The organism is Pseudomonas sp. R19M, from assembly GCF_050312585.1.
In the GTDB taxonomy this organism is placed as follows: Bacteria; Pseudomonadota; Gammaproteobacteria; order Pseudomonadales; family Pseudomonadaceae; genus Aquipseudomonas; species Aquipseudomonas palleroniana.
This window is the reverse complement of sequence record NZ_JBNPJV010000060.1, coordinates 1-17775: the sequence shown is the minus strand read 5'-3', so window position 1 is coordinate 17775 and position 17775 is coordinate 1. Positions and strand designations below refer to the sequence as shown.

The 17775-nt window shown below is 61.9% G+C and carries 12 protein-coding genes; 2 read left to right on the top strand and 10 right to left on the bottom strand.

From position 1 onward, the window contains the following. Window positions 1-182: 182 nt before the first annotated feature. A complete protein-coding gene (gene kynA, locus ACQRBT_RS12160; RefSeq protein ID WP_060754418.1) occupies window positions 183-1040 on the bottom strand; it encodes a tryptophan 2,3-dioxygenase in 858 nt (285 codons plus the stop codon). Beyond that, complete coding sequence (kynB, locus tag ACQRBT_RS12155) at window positions 1037-1687, bottom strand: arylformamidase (protein WP_244385087.1); 651 nt, start codon at window positions 1685-1687, stop codon at window positions 1037-1039. The genes kynA and kynB overlap by 4 nt, the downstream gene beginning before the upstream one ends. Window positions 1688-1926: 239 nt before the next feature. Between kynB and ACQRBT_RS12150 the strand changes: the two genes are divergently transcribed. Continuing rightward, on the top strand, window positions 1927-2271 hold the full coding sequence (locus ACQRBT_RS12150; RefSeq protein ID WP_060754420.1) for a cupin domain-containing protein: 345 nt from the start codon (window positions 1927-1929) through the stop codon (window positions 2269-2271). Between the two features lie 47 nt (window positions 2272-2318). Here ACQRBT_RS12150 and mmsB read toward each other — a convergent pair whose 3' ends face one another. Continuing rightward, window positions 2319-3206, bottom strand: coding sequence for a 3-hydroxyisobutyrate dehydrogenase (gene mmsB / locus ACQRBT_RS12145; protein WP_412046708.1), 888 nt, complete (start codon window positions 3204-3206; stop codon window positions 2319-2321). Window positions 3207-3221: 15 nt separating this feature from the next. After that, window positions 3222-4739 (bottom strand): CoA-acylating methylmalonate-semialdehyde dehydrogenase, encoded by a 1518-nt coding sequence (locus tag ACQRBT_RS12140; RefSeq protein WP_060754422.1) that lies wholly within the window; start codon window positions 4737-4739, stop codon window positions 3222-3224. A 132-nt stretch (window positions 4740-4871) separates the two neighbouring features. Between ACQRBT_RS12140 and ACQRBT_RS12135 the strand changes: the two genes are divergently transcribed. After that, window positions 4872-5819, top strand: coding sequence for a LysR family transcriptional regulator (locus ACQRBT_RS12135; RefSeq protein WP_104994826.1), 948 nt, complete (start codon window positions 4872-4874; stop codon window positions 5817-5819). A gap of 133 nt (window positions 5820-5952) precedes the next feature. Here the strand turns inward: ACQRBT_RS12135 and ACQRBT_RS12130 are convergent, their stop codons facing one another. The 6 genes from ACQRBT_RS12130 to recC form a co-directional block, all read right to left on the bottom strand. Continuing rightward, window positions 5953-6444: an OmpA family protein gene (locus ACQRBT_RS12130; RefSeq protein ID WP_412046707.1), complete on the bottom strand. Its 492-nt coding sequence runs from the start codon at window positions 6442-6444 to the stop codon at window positions 5953-5955. A gap of 4 nt (window positions 6445-6448) precedes the next feature. After that, on the bottom strand, window positions 6449-7711 hold the full coding sequence (locus ACQRBT_RS12125; protein ID WP_060754425.1) for a diguanylate cyclase domain-containing protein: 1263 nt from the start codon (window positions 7709-7711) through the stop codon (window positions 6449-6451). Then, a complete protein-coding gene (locus ACQRBT_RS12120) occupies window positions 7708-8274 on the bottom strand; it encodes a YfiR family protein (protein ID WP_060754426.1) in 567 nt (188 codons plus the stop codon). Before ACQRBT_RS12120 ends, ACQRBT_RS12125 begins: the two co-directional genes overlap by 4 nt. A 150-nt stretch (window positions 8275-8424) precedes the next feature. After that, window positions 8425-10485, bottom strand: a complete 2061-nt coding sequence (gene recD, locus ACQRBT_RS12115; RefSeq protein ID WP_412046706.1) for an exodeoxyribonuclease V subunit alpha — start codon at window positions 10483-10485, stop codon at window positions 8425-8427. Then, window positions 10482-14156, bottom strand: coding sequence for an exodeoxyribonuclease V subunit beta (recB, locus tag ACQRBT_RS12110; protein WP_412046772.1), 3675 nt, complete (start codon window positions 14154-14156; stop codon window positions 10482-10484). Before recB ends, recD begins: the two co-directional genes overlap by 4 nt. Beyond that, window positions 14153-17605: an exodeoxyribonuclease V subunit gamma gene (gene recC / locus ACQRBT_RS12105; protein ID WP_412046705.1), complete on the bottom strand. Its 3453-nt coding sequence runs from the start codon at window positions 17603-17605 to the stop codon at window positions 14153-14155. The genes recB and recC overlap by 4 nt, the downstream gene beginning before the upstream one ends. Window positions 17606-17775: the final 170 nt, after the last annotated feature.

The following is a 17775-nucleotide window of genomic DNA, read 5'->3' as shown; positions in this document are numbered from 1 at the left end:
CAGAGGCGTGACGCGGAGCGTCACAACCTGCGTTCCCACGCAGAGCGTGGGGACGATCAAACGCGAAAGTAGCCGTGACGCAGTCATTATCGTTCCCACGCTCCGCGTGGGAATGCCGCCCAGGACGCTCTGCGTCCGCCTTTAGAGGCGTGACGCGGAGCGTGGGGACGATCAGCTCCGGTTCATAGCGTTGAGCGCACTCGCCACAACTCGGGGAACAGCACAGTGTCGAGCATCTTGCGCAAATAGCCCACGCCTTCGGTACCGCCGGTGCCGGGCTGGAAGCCGATGATCCGCTCCACCGTGGTCACATGCCGAAAGCGCCACTGGCGGAACGAATCCTCCAGGTCGATAAACTTCTCGGCCAACTGATACAGGTCCCAGTAGCGGTTCGGATCGCGGTAGACCTCACGCCAGGCCGCTTCCACCGATTCATCGTGAACCGTCGCCGCCGTCGGGTCGCGCTCGGCGCGTTTCGGGTCAATCGCCAGGCCGGCCTTGACCATCAGGTTGATCGCCTCGTCATACAGCGACGGCGTGGCAATCGCCACTTTCAACTCGTTCAACAACTCAGGCCGATGAGCGTGGGGCCGCAACAGCGCCGCACTTTTGTTGCCGAGGATAAATTCGATCTCGCGGTACTGGAACGACTGGAACCCCGACGACTGGCCCAGGAACGGACGGATCGCCTTGTACTCCGACGGCGTCATCGTCGCCAGCACCGCCCAGGCATGTACCAGTTGATCAAAGATCCGCGACACCCGCGCCAGCATCTTGAACGCCGGCGGCAGTTGGCCCAGGCGCACGTGTTCACGGGCGGCCTTGAGTTCGTGGAGCATCAACTTCATCCACAGCTCGGACGTCTGGTGCTGGATGATGAAGAGCATTTCGTTGTGGTCCGGCGACAGCGGATGCTGGGCGCTGAGGACTTTGCCCAGGTCCAGGTAATCGCCGTAACTCATGGACTCGGAAAAATTCAGTTCGGCGTTGTGCCATTCTTCCGGGGGTTGGTAATCAGGCGAGAAAGGGCATTGGCTCATCGCGTGGGCTCCTTGAGCGGGCGGAGAATGGCGCGAACCGGGCTCGCGTCGAGGTTGGCAAACCGCAGCGGCAACGCGATCAACTCGTAGTCGCCCTCCGGTACGTCATCGAGCACGATGCCTTCGAGAATCGCCATGCCATGGCGCGCCACGGCGTTATGGGCATCCATGGTCTTGGATTGTTGCGGGTCCAGGGACGGGGTGTCGATACCGATCAGACGTACTCCCAGCCCGGCCAGTCGTTCGATGGTTTGCGGGGCGATGGCGGTGAAGTTCGAATCCCACTCAGTCAGCGGCGCCTGTGCATAAGTACGCAGCAACACGCGCTCCGGCAAGTTATCCACACGCCCGTCCAACTGATGCGGCTGCACCAGCGCGCCGCTGTCCAGGCAATGCAGCACACGGCAAGCGCCCATGTACACCTCCAGCGACACCTCGCCAATGGGTGCGCCGTCCGCGCTGTAATGCAGTGGCGCGTCCACATGGGCGCCCGTGTGCGGTGACAGGGTGACGCGCCCGACGTTCACCGGGCACTCCGGGCCGAACTGCCACACGCGCTCTTCCTGGAACGGCGTGTCACCCGGCCAGGTCGGGGTCGCCGTGCTCAAGGGTGGGCTGATATCCCACCACGTTTTTATTGGGTTCATCGCAAGGCTCTCACTCGTTATGCGGTGAATGATACGAGGGCCTGCTGCGAATTTTCTTGCGAATTCTGGCGTGAGGCGGGAAATCTTTCGCACTTACTGCGAGGAAAACGCGGATTGACGGTGGGTTATATCAAATAAACACGGCTGCGCTTCTGGGCATCCCGATGTCGAGTTCAGACCACTGGTGCAGCGCCCAAGGCCGTAGGGTTGAGCTTTCCCTACCTTGCCTCGGAGACGTCATGTCCAAGCCCATCACCGTACTGCGCGACACCCACCCACTGCCGGTCCTGGACGCGTGTAAATGGGAAAAGCTCGAAGGCGACCCGCACACCGTCAACCTCAACGCCTACACCAGCGAAGACGGCAGCAAGATCATGGGCACCTGGATCTGCACACCGGGCAAGTGGTATGTGGAATATGTGAAGTGGGAATACTGCCACTTTCAGGAAGGCTACTGCGTGATCACCCCGGACGGCATGGAACCGATTCACCTGCGCGCAGGGGATATCTTTGTGGTGGAGCCGGGGATGAAGGGGACGTGGGAAGTGGTCGAGACGGTGCGTAAGTATTTTGTGTTTGCTTGAGCCGCAAAAAACCGGGAGCCGCCAAAGGCAGGCTCCCGGAAAACGCCCTATTCGGGCTTGCGATAGCTGTTGATGATCGCCGAGAAGTCCTTGCCCCCTTCCCCGCGCTGGCTCATCGATTGGTACAACTGCTGGGCCACGGCGCCCAGGATCACAGGTTGCTTGGCCTGGCGCGCGGCTTCGGTGGCCAGGCCCAGATCCTTGAGCATCAGGTCGGCACCAAACCCACCGGTGTAACCACGGGACGACGGTGCGGTTTCGATCACGCCCGGCCAGGGGTTGTAGGTGTCTGAACTCCAGCAGCGCCCGGTGGAGCTGTTGATGATGCCCGCCAGCACCTGGGTGTCGATGCCCAACGCATCCCCCAGCGCCATGGCTTCGCTGACGCCGACCATGCTGATGCCCAGCAGCAGGTTGTTGCAGATCTTGGCGATCTGGCCGGTGCCGACGTCACCGCAATGCACGATATTACGGCCCATCTGCGCCAGCACCGGTTGCAGGGTGGCGAACAGTTCCGGGGTGGCGCCGACCATAAAGGTCAGGGTGCCGGCACTGGCGCCACCGGTGCCGCCGGAGACCGGGGCGTCGGCCATCACCACGCCTTGCCTGGCAGCCGCAGCGGCAACATCGCGCGCGGTTTGTGGGTCAATGGTACTGCAATCCACCGCCGGCACGCCTTGGCCGATACCCGCCAAAACGCCGTCATCATTGAGCCACACGCTGCGCACATGAGCAGCGGCCGGCAGCATGGTAATCACCAGTTCCGCGCCTTGGGTGGCGTGACGTGGCGAGTCGCTGACGGTGCCGCCCAGCTCGGCCAGTTCCTTGAGCACGCTCTGGTTGAGGTCGAACAGGCTCAGCGCGTGGCCGGCCTTGATCAGGTTGCGGGCCATGGGCGCGCCCATATTGCCCAGGCCGATAAATGCAATCTTCATGGTCGTCTCCCGGAATCAGCGCAGGTTGATGGTGGTGTTGACGCCATCGTTGACCGTATCGTCGTCGAACCAGCGGCTCGTCACGGTTTTGGTCTGGGTGTAGAACTGCACCACTTGCTTGCCGTACGGGCCCAGGTCGCCGAGCTTGGAGCCACGGGAACCGGTGAAGCTGAAGAATGGCACCGGCACCGGGATCGGAATGTTGATGCCGACCTGGCCCACATCGATTTCGCTCTGGAACTTGCGCGCCGCCGCGCCGCTCTGGGTGAACAGGCCGGTACCGTTGCCGAACGGGTTGGCGTTGACCAGTGCGATGGCTTCATCAAGGGTCGCGACTTCGATCACCACCAGTACCGGGCCGAAGATTTCCTCGGTGTAGATCCGCATATCGGTCGTCACGCCCGAGAACAAGGTCGGGCCGACAAAGTTGCCTTGCTCGAAGCCCGGCACCTGGATGTCGCGGCCGTCCAGCTCCAGCTTGGCGCCTTCTTTGACGCCGCTTTCGATCAGTTCCAGGATGCGCGCCTTGGCCCGCTTGGAAATCACCGGGCCTACATCAGTGCCCGCTTCGCTGCCGGCATTGACCTTGAGCTTTTGTGCCAGCGCCTTGAGATCCGGCAGCCATTGCTTGGACGCCCCCACCAGCACCACCACCGAAGTGGCCATGCAGCGCTGGCCCGCCGCGCCAAAACCGGCACCCACCAGCGCATTGAGGGTGTGTTCGCGGTTGGCGTCCGGCAGCACCACGGCGTGGTTCTTGGCACCCATCATCGACTGCACGCGCTTGCCGTGTTTACCCGCCAGGTCGTACACATGCGTGCCCACGGCGGTCGAACCGACGAAGGACACGGCCTTGATGTCTTTATGGGTGCACAGCGCATCCACGACATCCTTGCCGCCGTGCACCACGTTGAGCACGCCGGCCGGTACACCGGCTTCCAGCGCCAGCTCCACCAGCAGCAGGGTCGACAGCGGGTCCTGCTCGGACGGTTTGAGGACGAAGGTGTTACCGCAGGCGATCGCCATCGGGAACATCCACAACGGGATCATCGCCGGGAAGTTGAAGGGGGTAATCCCCGCACAGACGCCGATAGGCTGGCGCAGGGTGTAGGTGTCGACGCCACCGGCGACGTTTTCAGCGAATTCTCCCATCTGCAGGGTGCCGATGGAGCACGCGTGTTCAACCACCTCCAGGCCACGGAAAATATCGCCCTCGGCATCGGCAATGGTCTTGCCCTGCTCGGCGCTGAGCACCACGGCGATGCGCTTGGAATGTTCGCGGATCAGGGCTTGCAGCTTGAGCATGATGCGCATGCGCGCACCGATCGGCGTCAGCTTCCAGGTCTGGAAGGCACGGTGCGCGGCGTCGATGGCGGCGTTGACTTCATCAGCGGTGGCAAACGGGACTTTGGCCAGCACTTGTTGGGTGGCCGGGTTGACGATGTCTTGCCAGTGGGTGGTCTTGGACTCGACCCATTCACCATTGATCAGCAACTTGACCTGCTGCACGGAAATATCGGCGGAAGCGTTCATGGGGTCTCCAAATCTTATAGTTATGCAGAGAACCAAGGCGTTGAATCGCCTTGAAGAATGAGGCGTTCGGACTGTTTTTGGAGTATAGATGTGCAAATCTCTAATAAGAACGCACATAAAAGCCGGACCAACATGCAAAAAAACATCACGTCGCTAGGCTCCCTGAATTGGGATGACCTGAAGTTTTTCCTCGAAGTGGCCCGCACCCGCAAGGCCAGCGTGGCCGCCAAGCGCCTGGCGGTGGACTACACCACCGTATCGCGGCGCATCAGTTCGCTGGAAGTGTCGCTCGGCACGTTGCTCTTCGAAAAATCCCGGACCAACGGTTTTGTGCTTACCCCCGAGGGCCAACGTTTGCTGGGCTACGCGGAGTCCATCGAAAGCACTCTGCACATGGCCTGCGAACAGGTTTCCGGCTCCGGCGTGGCGCTGTCGGGCCATGTGCGCATGGGCTGCACCGAGGGCTTCGGCAGTTTTTTCGTCACCCCGCAGTTGAGCCACTTCGTCGATACCTACCCGGCCATCTCGGTGGACATCCTGCCGCTGCCCCACTTCATCAGCCTGTCCAAACGCGAGGCGGACATCGTCATTGCCCTAGAACGCCCGGAGCACGGGCCGTATGTGTGCTGCAAACTGTGCGACTACAAATTGCAGCTGTACGCGACCCAGGAATACCTCGATCAACACCCGCCGATCCAACGCCCGGCGGATCTGGCTGAGCATCCATTTATCAGTTATGTGGACGACTTGGCGTTCAGCTCGGAGCTGTTGTACCTGGCGAATGTGGTGCCTGGCGCCAGCGCCAGCTTGCGCAGTACCAGCGTGATTGCGCAGTACGTGGCGGCGCAGCAGGGGCGTTCGATGGCGATCTTGCCGTGTTTTCTGGCGGCGCAGGATCCGCGACTATTGCCGGTACTCGGCGAGCAGATTTCCATCACTCGCCAGTTCTGGATGTATTGCCGCGAGGATTTGCGCAAGTTGAAGCGGATCACCCTGTTGTGGGACTACATCCGCGAGGTGACGGAGCAGAATCAGGGGTTGTTGATGGGTAAGACGCGGGAGATCAGGTTCGCGGACTAAAGGCTCGCCATTCAAATGCGGGAGGGGGCTTGCTCCCGATTGCGGTGGGTCAGTTGTCGATAAGTTGGCTGATCCACTGCTATCGGGAGCAAGCCCCCTCCCACACTTTGATTGCATTTCAGATTGAAGACGCTTAGTCGGCGATCACGACGATTGCCACCCGGCGATTCTCGGTGCGCCCGGCTGCCGTGGTATTCGGCGCCACCGGCTCGCTGCTGCCCAGGCCTCGTAGCTGGATGTTTTCTTCCTTCATGCCCACGCTCGTCAACACGTTGCCCACGCTTTTGGCGCGGCGCAGGGACAGTTGCTGGTTGTAAGGCTCCTTGCCCGAGGCATCGGTGTGGCCGTCCACGCGCACGCGGTTGATGCCCGCGCCCACCAGGGCTTTGCCGATGCGTTCGACGATGTCGGTACTGGCTTTATTCAGGCTTTCAATATCGCTACCGAACAGCACTTTGCCCGACAGGCCAAATGTCCAGCCGTCGTCAGCCAGCTCAAAGCCTTGTTGTTTGAGCACGGCCACTTGTGCCGGGGTCAGGCCCTTGGGTGGGGCTGTCTGGCAGCCGCCGAGGGCAAGCAGTGCCACCAGCAAGGTGATAAACATAAAACGTGCGGTCGAGAACAAGGGATCAACTCCTGTGTTGAATGTTGACGACGGGGCGCTCCGGCTCCGCCGTTTGCTGGCCGCCCGAAGACATGCGTTTGGCCTGGTACATCGCCGCATCGGCGGCATTGAGCAAGGTGCCCGGGGTGGCGCCATGCTCGGGATAAATGGCAATGCCGATACTGAGGGAGGTCACTACCTGGGTATCGCCGGGCAGCGGGATCGGCACGTCCATGCTGGCAATGATCTTGTCGGCAATGCGCCGGGCATCTTCGGCCTTGTGCAAGGGCGCCAGCAGGATCGCGAACTCATCGCCGCCCAGACGCGCTACCAGGTCATCCTCCCGTAATTGCGCGCGCACGCGCTCGGCGACGGCCACGAGCACGGCGTCACCCGCCGCATGACCGAAGTTGTCGTTGATGTCTTTGAAGCGGTCGCTATCGAGAAACAACACCGCAACCTGCTCATTAACCTTGGCGGCGCTGCGCAGGGCACGGATCAAGCGGCCTTCGAAGAACGCGCGGTTGGGCAGGCCGGTGAGGCTGTCATGGCTGGCCTGGTGGGCGAGGGTTTCGTTTTCGCTTTGCAAGTGGCTCTGCCAGGCTTCCATCTCGCCAAGCAGGGCGTTGAAGTCGCTGCCCAGGCTGTCGAGTTCGGCGATTTGCGCCGGTGGCACACGGCGGTCGAAATCGCGCTCGCTGCGGGCAGCGTGAGCCACGGCGGCAAGGCTTTGAAGCGGTTGGGTGATGCCCCGTAACAGGCGCCGCGCCAGGTACAGGGCCACCCAGGCGCTGAGGGCGGTGCAAATCAAAATGCCGGCCAGGCCGCTGAGTAAAAAGCGCAGGAGGCTGCCGCCGTGGCCGACTACGTGAATGCTGCCGACGATGCGCCCCTGGTGCAGGATCGGCTGGCTGATGGGCTGTTCGAGCAAGGTGCGCGCCAATACCAGTTCAACCTGCGACAACATTCCGGTTTCCGGGCGGATCCACTGCGCCAACAACTGCCCGTTGGCATCGAAGACTTCGGCCTGGGCCACCTCTTCGGTGGAGGCGATCAGGCTGAGGGCCTCGGTGGCGGCGGCGCTGTCGTTGAACACCACCGCGGCTTCCACGGTGTAATTGATGGAACGAGCGATCAGGTGCAGGTTGTGATCGGCGTACACCCGCAGCGCCAACACCCCGAGCAGAGTCAGGGATACGCTGGCCAGCGTCACTGCCACCAACGCCAGGATCAGGTGCCCACGGCCGATGACCGAACGCAGGGTCGGTCGCACTTTGATAGCGGTCATGGCACTGGCGCCCGGCGCCGGGATAGTTGCAATACGCTTGGATGAATGCGCACGCCGCTGCGTGCGACGGAGTCCAGGTTGACCTCGAACGACACCTGCTCATCGCCCACACGCAGGCAGAACAGGCTGCCCACGGTGCATTGGTCACCGCCTTCACTGATGCTGAGCACCGGGTGACCGATCAATGAAGTAAACAACCGAGTGCGCTCATCGACGCTGAGCTTGCCGATGTACACGGCGTCGCAGGCACTGACGATATCGGGGTGATCGGCCAGCAGGCGTCGCACCACCACCGGACGACCGGTGGCCTGGGTGGTGCCTTTGATCAGGTCATCGGTGTATTGGGTGGGGCCGACGATGCACAGGCGCAGTTGCGCGGGCTCCGTCGGCCAGCGTGCGTAACTGAGGATGCCGAGTACCACTTGAGTGACTGCCTGGGCGCGGTGATCTGCGGGGCTGGGCGACTGTGCAAAGACCGACGGCACGAGCAGGCACAGTACCGCTACCAGTAACAGGCGTCTCCAGCTCGAACTACGCGCTGTGGACCGGACAGCCACGTTCATGCAGCGATTCTCTCAGGTATTTTCAAGGTGATGCCGCAACGATAGCACAGTGGCGGAAAACCCTACGAGGCAAGGCTTACGCGGGGTGCGCTATTTTTTCAGAAAAGCCCTACGATTGAATCAGAAATATTTCATGACCAGACAGTCAGTTTATTCAGTCCCTGCGTCCAGCTCCAGCATCAGTCCGCTCAAGCGCTTGACCTTCCGCCGCACCGCTTCCTCGAACACACCACCACGCGGCTCGATCAGGCTGAACCAACGCTTGGCCCGGGTGATGCCGGTGTAGATCAACTCCTTGGTCAGCACCGGGTTCAGCGTATCCGGCAGGATCAACGCGGTATGGGTGAACTCCGAACCCTGGGATTTATGCACGGTCATGGCGTACACGGTTTCCACATCATTCAGACGGCTGGGCAGCACAAAGCGCACACCGCCCTGGCCATCGTTACGTGGGAAGGCCACGCGCAACACCTGCGGGCCGCCGTCGCTTTCCGGCAGTTTGAGGGCGATGCCGATATCGCCGTTCATCAAGCCCAGGCCGTAATCGTTGCGGGTCATCAGCACCGGACGGCCTTCATACCACTGGTCGTCACCCTCGATCAGCCGCACTTTGCGCAGCGCGGCGGTGATGCGCAGGTTCAGCCCCTCCACGCCCCATGGGCCTTTGCGCACGGCGCAGAGCAATTGAAAGGCGTCAAAGGCTTGCAGCAGTTGTTGCGCCCAGAGAGTCCAGGCGGGGGCTTCGCGGGGGGTGTCCAGGGCCGGGCGGGCACTGCGCAACAGGTTGAGGTAATAGCGATAGCCTTGGGCTTCATCGCCCTGCCCGTCCAGTATCAGGCGCTCCAAGGCGTGGTCGTGCTCGCCCTTGAGGCGCAGGCAAAACAGGTCAGCGTGAGTGCATGCAGCCAGCAATTTGCGCGCCTCCTCGGCATTTTGCTGATTGACCCAACGTGCCAGTTGGCCGATGCCGCTGCCTTCACCAAACCTGCGCGAGTAGCGCAGCATGACCACTTGCTGGGCCAACGGATGGCTGCCGTCGACGTCTTCCTGCAGGCCACTTTTGCCCAGGTCCTCGCCGCTGACGGCTTGCAACCATTCGCGGGTTTCTGCGCTGTACCAGCCCGCTTCGGCATCACGGCACAAATCGCCGAGCACCGCACCCGCCTCCACCGAAGCCAGCTGATCCTTGTCTCCCAGCAAGACCAATCGCGCATGCGGTGCCAAGGCGTCCAGCAGGTTGGCCATCATTTCCAGGTCGATCATCGAGGCTTCGTCGACCACCAGCACATCCAGGGGCAGCGGGTTGCCAAGGTGGTGACGAAAGTGCCGCGTGCCCGGACGACTGCCCAGCAGGCGGTGAACGGTGGTGACCTGAGTCGGGATTTTTTCCCGCACGTTGTCCGGCACATTCAGCGACAGGACCTGTTGGCTGATGGATTCGGTCAGGCGCGCAGCCGCTTTACCGGTCGGCGCTGCCAGGCGGATACGCAGTGGGTTGCCGGTCTCGACGGCCGGGGCCTGCAACAGCGCGAGCAAGCGCACCACGGTGGTGGTCTTGCCGGTGCCGGGGCCGCCGGTGACGATGCTGAAAGCCCCGCGAGTGGCCAGGGCGCAGGCGAGTTTTTGCCAGTCGATCACGCCATCCGGGGGGGGTTGGTCAAACAACCGATCCAGGCGTTGCGGCAAATCGGCAGCGAGGCTTTCCTGAGTTGCCAGGCGCAGGCGCAAGGCCATGTCGATGCGCCGTTCGTAGGTCCAGTAGCGCCGCAGGTACAAGCGAGTGCCGGACAGGACCAGCGGGCGACTGTGGGCAGCCTCACTGCCATCCACCGCCAACGCCACCAACTGGCTGGCGGCCAGCGCATGGCACCAGTGCGCGCCGTCAAGGCCATCCAGCAATTGCGACGGCAGCAGCATGGCGCCGGTTTGCACGTCGCCTTCGGGCGGTAATGACAGGGCAAAGTCCGGCGCCTTGAGGGTTTCGAACAGGTCGAGGCATACGTGCCCGTGGCCCAGTTGATGGCTGGTCAACGCTGCCGCCAGCAGTACCAGAGGGTCGGCCTGTGGGTCGAGTTCGTGCAGGAAACCGACAAACGCTTTGTCCAGGGCTCGCAACCAGCCACGCTCTACCCAACGATCGAGGAGTTGCACCAGGTCGGTGGCGCGTTCGAGCGGTTTCAATGCCTCAAGCGGCTGGGGCGACAGGCTCATAGCAGAACTCCTTGTTCCCAGGCGGGTTCAACCTTGGGCGGGATGGGCTTGCCCTGGAACAACAGGTCCAGGCCTTCGATCAGCGCCCGTGGCGGTCGGGTGAAATACGCGCCTTTGCTTGCAGACTGGGTGCCACGCAGGAACACATACAGCGCACCGCCGACGTGCCGGTCATAGTCGTAATCCGGTAGTCGGGCCTTCAACTGGCGGTGCAGGGCCAGCAGGTAAAGTACGTATTGCAGGTCGTACCGATGCTCCAGGATCGACTGTTCCATGGCTTCCAAGGTGTAGGACGAGTCGTCGGGGCCAAGCCAATTGGATTTGTAATCGGCCACGTAATAGCGCCCGGCGTGCTCGAAAGTCAGGTCGATAAAACCTTTGAACATGCCATTGAGCAACACCGCTTCGGCCGCCACGCGGGAGGCACCGTTGTGGGTGAACTGGCACACCCACTTATCGAGGGCGAGCACGTCGACCTTGTGGCTGGCGAACCAGAATTCCATTTCGATCTGGTAGTGCTGCAGGCTGTTGAGCGTGACCAGCGCGTTATCCAGCGCAAACGGCGTGCGCAGTAACTGGCCCAGCCAGCCGCTGAGCGTCACGATCCAGCCCTCCCAGTTGCGTCGGTTACAGCGCGCACCCACGGCTTTTTCAATGGCTTCGGGGGGTACGTTGAAGCCCTCCTCTCCCGCCCATTCCAACAGGCCGTGGAGGAAGGTCCCAGGATTCGGGCCGCGTGGGAAACGATGAATGTCACCGCCAGACGCTACCACTTCACGTGGTGCGTCGGGATCGAGGCGTTCATCGTCGAACAGTTTCTGGGCTTGCGGGCTTTCCGGTGCTTCAAGGCTTGCGGCGCTCATGCTGTCGCCGATTCTTAAAGCGCTGTAGGAAGCGATCCACCAGTTTTCGGCAGCCTTGCGCTTCGGCAGCAGAGGCGCGAGCAACGTGGCTTCATTGCGTGGTGGGTGGAACACGCTATCTTGCGCTTCGGGCACGTGGCCATAGTCGATAGCGGCGCAGCCCGCCTGTAAATCCAATAGCCAGCGCGCCAACGCAGCGGACTCACCCAGAGAGGCGCCTGCGCCGAGCAGATAACCCAGCGCGGACAGGTGCAAGACCGAGCTGCTGTTGTTACCGCGCTTGAGGTCGGCGATACCGAGCCAGCAAGCGTGTTTGGCACGGGTCAGGGCGACGTAGAGCAAGCGCAGGTCTTCGGCCAGGCGCTCATCGTCGGCCTGGGCGATCAATTCGGCGGTCGGCCGCAGACTGACCTGGGCCTTACCCTTTTCATCGTGATAATGCAGCGGTAGGCGGCTGCCATCCACCGGCTTGGCCGAACAGATAAAGGGCAGGAATACCAAGTCGTATTCCAGGCCTTTGGATTTGTGGATGGTCACGACCTTGACCAGTTGCTCATCGCTTTCCAGGCGCAGGATCTGTTCTTCACCCGCCTGGCCGGATAGCGCCAGGTGCTCGGCCAGATGGCGGATCAACGCCTGCTCACCGTCCAGCTCCGAGGCGGCCTGTTGCAGCAATTCACTCAGGTGCAGCAGGTTGGTCAGCACACGCTCGCCATCGCTACGGGCGATCAGGGTTTGCGGCAGTTTGAAATCATGGAGCAGGCGTCGCAACATCGGCAGCACGCCCTGGGTGCGCCAGATCGCCCGGTAGGCGCGGAACTGCATGACGCGGGTCTCCCACGCCAGTTCGTCCTGGTTCAGACGTTCAAGTTCATGCAGCGACAGGTTCAAGGTGACGCAGGCCAGCGCAGCCCGCAGCGGGCGCTCGACGTCAGGTTCGGCACATGCCTTGAGCCAGGCGAGCAGGTCATGGGCTTCCTGGACGGCGAAGACTGAGTCTTTATCCGACAGGTATACGCTGCGCACGCCACGGGCGGCCAATTCGGCGCGCACGGCCTGGGCTTCCTTGCCGTCGCGTACCAGGATGGCGATGTCTGACGGCAGCACGCCTTTGAAGCTGCCGTCGGGTTGCAGGAAGCCTGCACTGCCTTGTTGCCCGCCATTGAGCAATCCAACAATGTGCGTGGCACAGGCGGCCGCCAGTTGTTGACGATACACCGCGTTGGAAATCGGTTGATCGGTGGGCAGGTGCCAGAGGTTCATGGCCGGCAGTGTTTGCCCATCGACCTGCAATTGCTCCTTGCGGCCTTGGGACAGCACTGAGTGGAACGGCACAGGGTTGTCGCCATTCGGCTTACGGAACAGGAACGCGCCACGCCCGGTTTCCGCCTGCTGGAACACATGATTCACCGCCTCGACCATTGCATGGCTGGAACGGAAGTTGGTGCCCAGGGTGTGGTGACGGCCAGTGGTGGCCTGACGGGCACGCAGATAGGTGTAGATATCGGCGCCACGGAACGCGTAGATCGCCTGCTTGGGGTCGCCGATCAGGAACAGGCCGCTGTCGAGGTGGTTGTCCTCGATGCGGTAGATCCTGTCGAAGATGCTGTATTGGACCGGGTCGGTGTCTTGAAACTCATCGATCAGGGCGACCGGGAACTGCTCGCGGATCACGCTGGCCAAGCGCTCGCCCCCCTCGGCGTGCAGGGCGGCGTTCAGACGGATCAGCATGTCATCGAAGCCCATTTCGGCGCGGCGGCGTTTTTCATCTTCAAAGCGTTTACCTACCCAGCCGGAGGCGTGTTGCAACACGGCGGCGTCGGGGGTGGGCAGCGCGTCGAGAGCCGCCTTGAGCCCGGCCATGGCATCGATGCCCGGGTGGCGCGGTGGCTCGCCCTTCCAGGCTTCGGCCATTCCGTCGGGCGTCAGGCGTGTAAAACCGGTGCCGATGTCGAGTTGCTCAAGGGTTTCGTCGGCGGCCCAGGCACTGATTTTTTCAAACCAGGGTTCGAAGTAGCGGGCTTGCATCTTGCGGCCATCGACGGTTTTGGCGGCCACGGCTTGCAGGCAGATATCGCGAAGCTCGGCGGCCCATTGTTGCCAGGGCGCCTTGAGTTGGATCAGCGCTGCGCGGCGTTCTTGCAGGCAGGCGTTGATCAACTCGGCCGGCTCGCGGGTTTCGTCCGTCGGCCGCTCGCTGCCGAACAGCGCGCGAACCCGTGGCATCAGTGCGGCCGGGCCACCCCAGTGATTGCGCACCCAGTTGAGCGCGTCGTCGCGCATCGGGTAGCAGAACAACCGCCAGTAGTCGCGCAGCACTTCGCCGAGCAGGTCGCTGTGGTCGGTTTCCAGGGTCTGGGTGAACAGGCTGCCGCTGTCGAAAGCGTGCTCACGCAGCATGCGCTGGCACCAGCTGTGGATGGTCGAGACAGCGGCTTCATCCATCCATTGCGCGGCGATGTCCAGGCGGTTGGCACAGGCGGGCCATTGCTCGGGGAGGTATTGATCGCGCAGGTCGGCGATCAGCGTATCCGGTGGCTGGATTTCATCACGAAAGAAGCGTGCGGCTTCGGCCAGGCGGATGCGGATGCGCTCGCGCAGTTCTTTGGTCGCGGCGTCGGTGAACGTTACGACAAGGATTTGCGGCGGCAACAGTTCACGGCCGAAGCCTGACTCTGCGTCACCGTGACCGAGGACTAGGCGCAGGTACAGGGCGGAAATGGTAAAGGTCTTGCCGGTGCCGGCGCTGGCTTCAATCAGCTGGCTGCCTTTGAGCGGGAAGGCCAGGGCCAAGGGTTTGCTGCTCATGTGCTGGCCTGCGAACTGGTGAGCGATCGCCATGGGGCGTTGATCAGTGGGCGGTACAGGGTTTCGCACCAACCTTCGAATTCTTCGCTGGCGATAAGCGTTGCGTAGTCGGGAAATTGTCGGGTGAGCGCCGGGGTTTCGCGGCGTTCGCCGTCGTGGGTCAAACCATCGCCTTCGTAGGCTTTGCTTGCAGCCGCCAGGGCCTTGGCCGGATCGGTCTGGCCGAGCCAGGCGAACGCGGTTTTTACGGCTACCGGAAGCGGTTTGCGCATGCCAGTGTGCCAGGCCAATAGCAGGTTGCCGAGGATTTCCTGGGCCGCCGATGGCTCCAGCGGGGCCAGTAGCAACGTGTCATCGCTCGCCACCAGAGCGGTACTGAGTGACAGACCGCACGCACAGGCCACCACATGATTAACCCACGGGCGAATCAGGCGGTGCCACTTGCGCGCCTTGATCGAACCGATGCTGTTGGGGATGGTGGTGACGCTTAACAGTCCACCATCGTTGCGCCGATGCAGGCCGCTGATCCAGCCCTCCAACCGAATGCCCTGATGCTCAAAACTGACCGGTTCTGCCCCTGTGTGTGGGGTGGGCCAGAGTGCTAGCAGTTGCTGGTAGCGTTGCAACAGGCCGGGTAAGGGCTCGATCAACTCGTTGCGCAGGCACTCGCCAAAACCGACCATGGGTAACAGGCCACTGCCTTGCAGACGCAGGGCTTGGGCATTGAGCGCGTGGTCCACGTGATCGGGTCTGACCAGCGCGGCGTTCAGCAGGCTGTCGCTGAGGCTGTAGCGTTGCAGTGCGTCGAGGACGAAGGGTTCTTCATCGGCCAAGGGCACTTCGGCGGCCTCAAAGAACACTTTCAGACGCTGGCTGAAGAAATGTTTGACCGGGTTACGCAGGAAGTCCTGCAACTGGCCGAGGCTCAGGGGTTCTTCCTGTTGGTGATCGGCCAGTTCGTATGCTTGCGCCATGGCGTCAGGCGTTTCGTGCAGCAACTGCCATTCGCGGGCGTAGCTGAAGAGCGGATCGCCTGCGTGAAAGTAACGCGCGCTGAAGGGTTGGAGCGGGTGTTCCTGGGTCATCGCGTCGATCAGCGATGTGTGTGGTTGTGCGTTCTGCCAGCCACTGGCGAGATGGTCACGCAGTTGGCCAATCAGTACCGAGGCCGGGCGATCGCTGTTGTCACGGATGCTGCGGCCCACCCAACTGATATAGAGCTGGTCGCGGGCCGACAGCAGCGCTTCGAGCAGCAGGTAACGGTCGTCTTCGCGACGTGAGCGGTCACCGGGGCGGTAGTCGCTGCCCATCAGGTCGAAGTCCAGCGGCGGTTGGGCACGTGGGTAATCGCCGTCGTTCATGCCGAGCAGGCAGACCAGCTTGAACGGGATCGCCCGCATGGGCATCAGCGTGCAGAAATTGACAGCGCCGGCGAGGAAGCGCTGGGACAGACGCCCCTGGTCAAGGCCGGCCAACCAGGCTTCACGGACGACAGTGAGGGGTAACTCGTCGTATAGGCCAACGGACTCGCAGGTCTCCAGCCAGGTCTCCCTGAGTTGTTCGAGTTGGCCCAACAGGTAGTCATCATGTTCGCTGCTGGCCAGGAAGAAGCGTTGCATCAGACGTTGCAGGCGCTCACCCCATTCTTGGGGGGTCGCAGGTTGCGAGAGTGCGTGATGTGCATCACTCAGCGCGTCAAGCAAGGCCACCAGTGGGCCAATCAGGGCAGCGTCGAGGCCACCGATTTCATCATAGGGCTCGATGCCTTCGTAGGCTCCACCGGTGCCGACCGCGTAGCCCAGAAGCATGCGGCGCAAGCCAAATCGCCAGCTGTTTTGCTCCAACTCATTCGGCAGACCCAGGCCGGCACGCTGTTCGGCGTTGAGCCCCCAGCGCACGCCGGCGCCTTCGATCCAGCGGTGCAGCGTCGGCAGGTCGCGTTCCTTGATGGCGAAACGTTCGCGCAAGGCGGGGACATCGAGCAAGTCGAGGATTTCACTGACGGGGAAGCGGCTGTCGGGAAGTTTCAGCAGATGCTCGACGGCGATCAATAGCGGATCGCGACCGCGTTGGCCCTGGTCGGTGAGGGTGAAGGGGATAAAGCGTGGGTCATTTCGCTCAAGCTGTCCGAATACGGCGCGAATGTGCGGCGCATAGCTGTCAACGTCGGGGACCATGACGATGATGTCTCGGGGGCGCAACGTGGGGTCGGCACTGAAGCGTTGCAGCAACTGGTCGTGGAGGATCTCCACTTCGCGTTGGGCACTGTGGGCGATATGGAAGCGGATTGAAGTATCGCGCTCCAGATCAACAGCCGGCCATAGCTCGCGTGTTTCATTGAGCGGGCGCAGTTCGAGAATGTCGTCCTGCAATTGATTGAGCAACGTGCGGGGTTCACTTTCACTGAACAGATCGATGCGGCCGTCACGGAATGCGGCGCGGTAGCTGTTGGGGTCGTCGTAGCTGTCCAGCAGGCTGATGTAGTCACGGCCTTGTTTACCCCAGGCGGCGAGTAGCGGGTGTGCGTGCTGATGCAGGGTTTGCGGGTCAAGGGTGACCGGCATCCCGGTTTTACGTGCCTGGCGTTTATATTCGTTACGCAGCAAGTCTTTGTCAGCGACGATGTCGGACCAATGGTGACGGCATGGGTTGTGAACGCACAGCAGCACCTGGCTGAAGCGTGCCAGACCGGCGAGTGCTTCCAGCGCTTGGGCAGGCAGCGATGAAATGCCGAACACGATCACCCGCGACGGTAGACCTTCAGGGGCCGTCTCCAGTGTATTGATGCGCTCGATGAAACGTTGGTGGACGCCTGCACGACTCTCGGCCATGCCTTCTTCCCCCACATCCAGCAACAACGCTCGCCACAATTCGGCTTGCCAGCAATTGGCGGGGTTGAGCGGCTTGGATTCGCCTCGTCCGTTACGCAGTTGATGCCGGCCGGCTGCCCAGTCTTCCAGCCAGTCGGCGCGGTAAACCTGGTATTGGTCGAACAGGTCGGCCAGGCGCTCGGCGAGTTGGTAGCGCTTGCGCAAATCCGTGTCGTGGGTAAGGAAGCGCTGTAGCGGCTCGAAATGCGGCTGGTCGATGAGTTCCGGGAGTAGGCGCATGAGACGCCAGGTCAGTGGAGCTTTATCGAGCAGGGATTTAGGCGGGATTTCGTCACGGCCCAGGACCATTCGGTAAAGCTGCCACATAAAGCTGCCGGGGAGCTGCACATCGATTGCGGCGGCGATTCCGCAGCCACCCATGTCGTCATCTTCCGGATCTTCAGCCAGGGCTAGCTTGAGCCACTGGGCGATGCCGTTGCTTTGGACCAAGGCGATCTCGTTTTCCAGGGGCGCCAGAGGGTAGCGTCGCATCCAACTGACCACCAGGCTGCGCAGTTCATCCAGGCGGTTGCCGTGAACCACCATGAATCCAGCGCTGAGGGACGTCGCTTGCGGCATAACGGCTTCCTTGGGAAAAGCAAAATCGAGGCGTGGACTTTAGCATTGAAGACCATCTCGATGAGCCCCTACGCATTTTCGATCGCCCAAAAAAAAACCCCATCTGCTTTCGCAAATGGGGTTTCGGAATTTAATCTTGACGATGACCTACTCTCACATGGGGAAACCCC

What these genes read in the sequence shown, in the direction of transcription:
- kynA (WP_060754418.1), bottom strand. Translation starts at nt 1,040, where the DNA reads ATGAGCCAATGCCCTTTCTCGCCTGATTACCAACCCCCGGAAGAATGG.
- kynB (WP_244385087.1), bottom strand. Translation starts at nt 1,687, where the DNA reads ATGAACCCAATAAAAACGTGGTGGGATATCAGCCCACCCTTGAGCACG.
- ACQRBT_RS12150 (WP_060754420.1), top strand. Translation starts at nt 1,927, where the DNA reads ATGTCCAAGCCCATCACCGTACTGCGCGACACCCACCCACTGCCGGTC.
- mmsB (WP_412046708.1), bottom strand. Translation starts at nt 3,206, where the DNA reads ATGAAGATTGCATTTATCGGCCTGGGCAATATGGGCGCGCCCATGGCC.
- ACQRBT_RS12140 (WP_060754422.1), bottom strand. Translation starts at nt 4,739, where the DNA reads ATGAACGCTTCCGCCGATATTTCCGTGCAGCAGGTCAAGTTGCTGATC.
- ACQRBT_RS12135 (WP_104994826.1), top strand. Translation starts at nt 4,872, where the DNA reads ATGCAAAAAAACATCACGTCGCTAGGCTCCCTGAATTGGGATGACCTG.
- ACQRBT_RS12125 (WP_060754425.1), bottom strand. Translation starts at nt 7,711, where the DNA reads ATGACCGCTATCAAAGTGCGACCGACCCTGCGTTCGGTCATCGGCCGT.
- ACQRBT_RS12120 (WP_060754426.1), bottom strand. Translation starts at nt 8,274, where the DNA reads ATGAACGTGGCTGTCCGGTCCACAGCGCGTAGTTCGAGCTGGAGACGC.
- recD (WP_412046706.1), bottom strand. Translation starts at nt 10,485, where the DNA reads ATGAGCCTGTCGCCCCAGCCGCTTGAGGCATTGAAACCGCTCGAACGC.
- recB (WP_412046772.1), bottom strand. Translation starts at nt 14,156, where the DNA reads ATGAGCAGCAAACCCTTGGCCCTGGCCTTCCCGCTCAAAGGCAGCCAG.
- recC (WP_412046705.1), bottom strand. Translation starts at nt 17,605, where the DNA reads ATGCCGCAAGCGACGTCCCTCAGCGCTGGATTCATGGTGGTTCACGGC.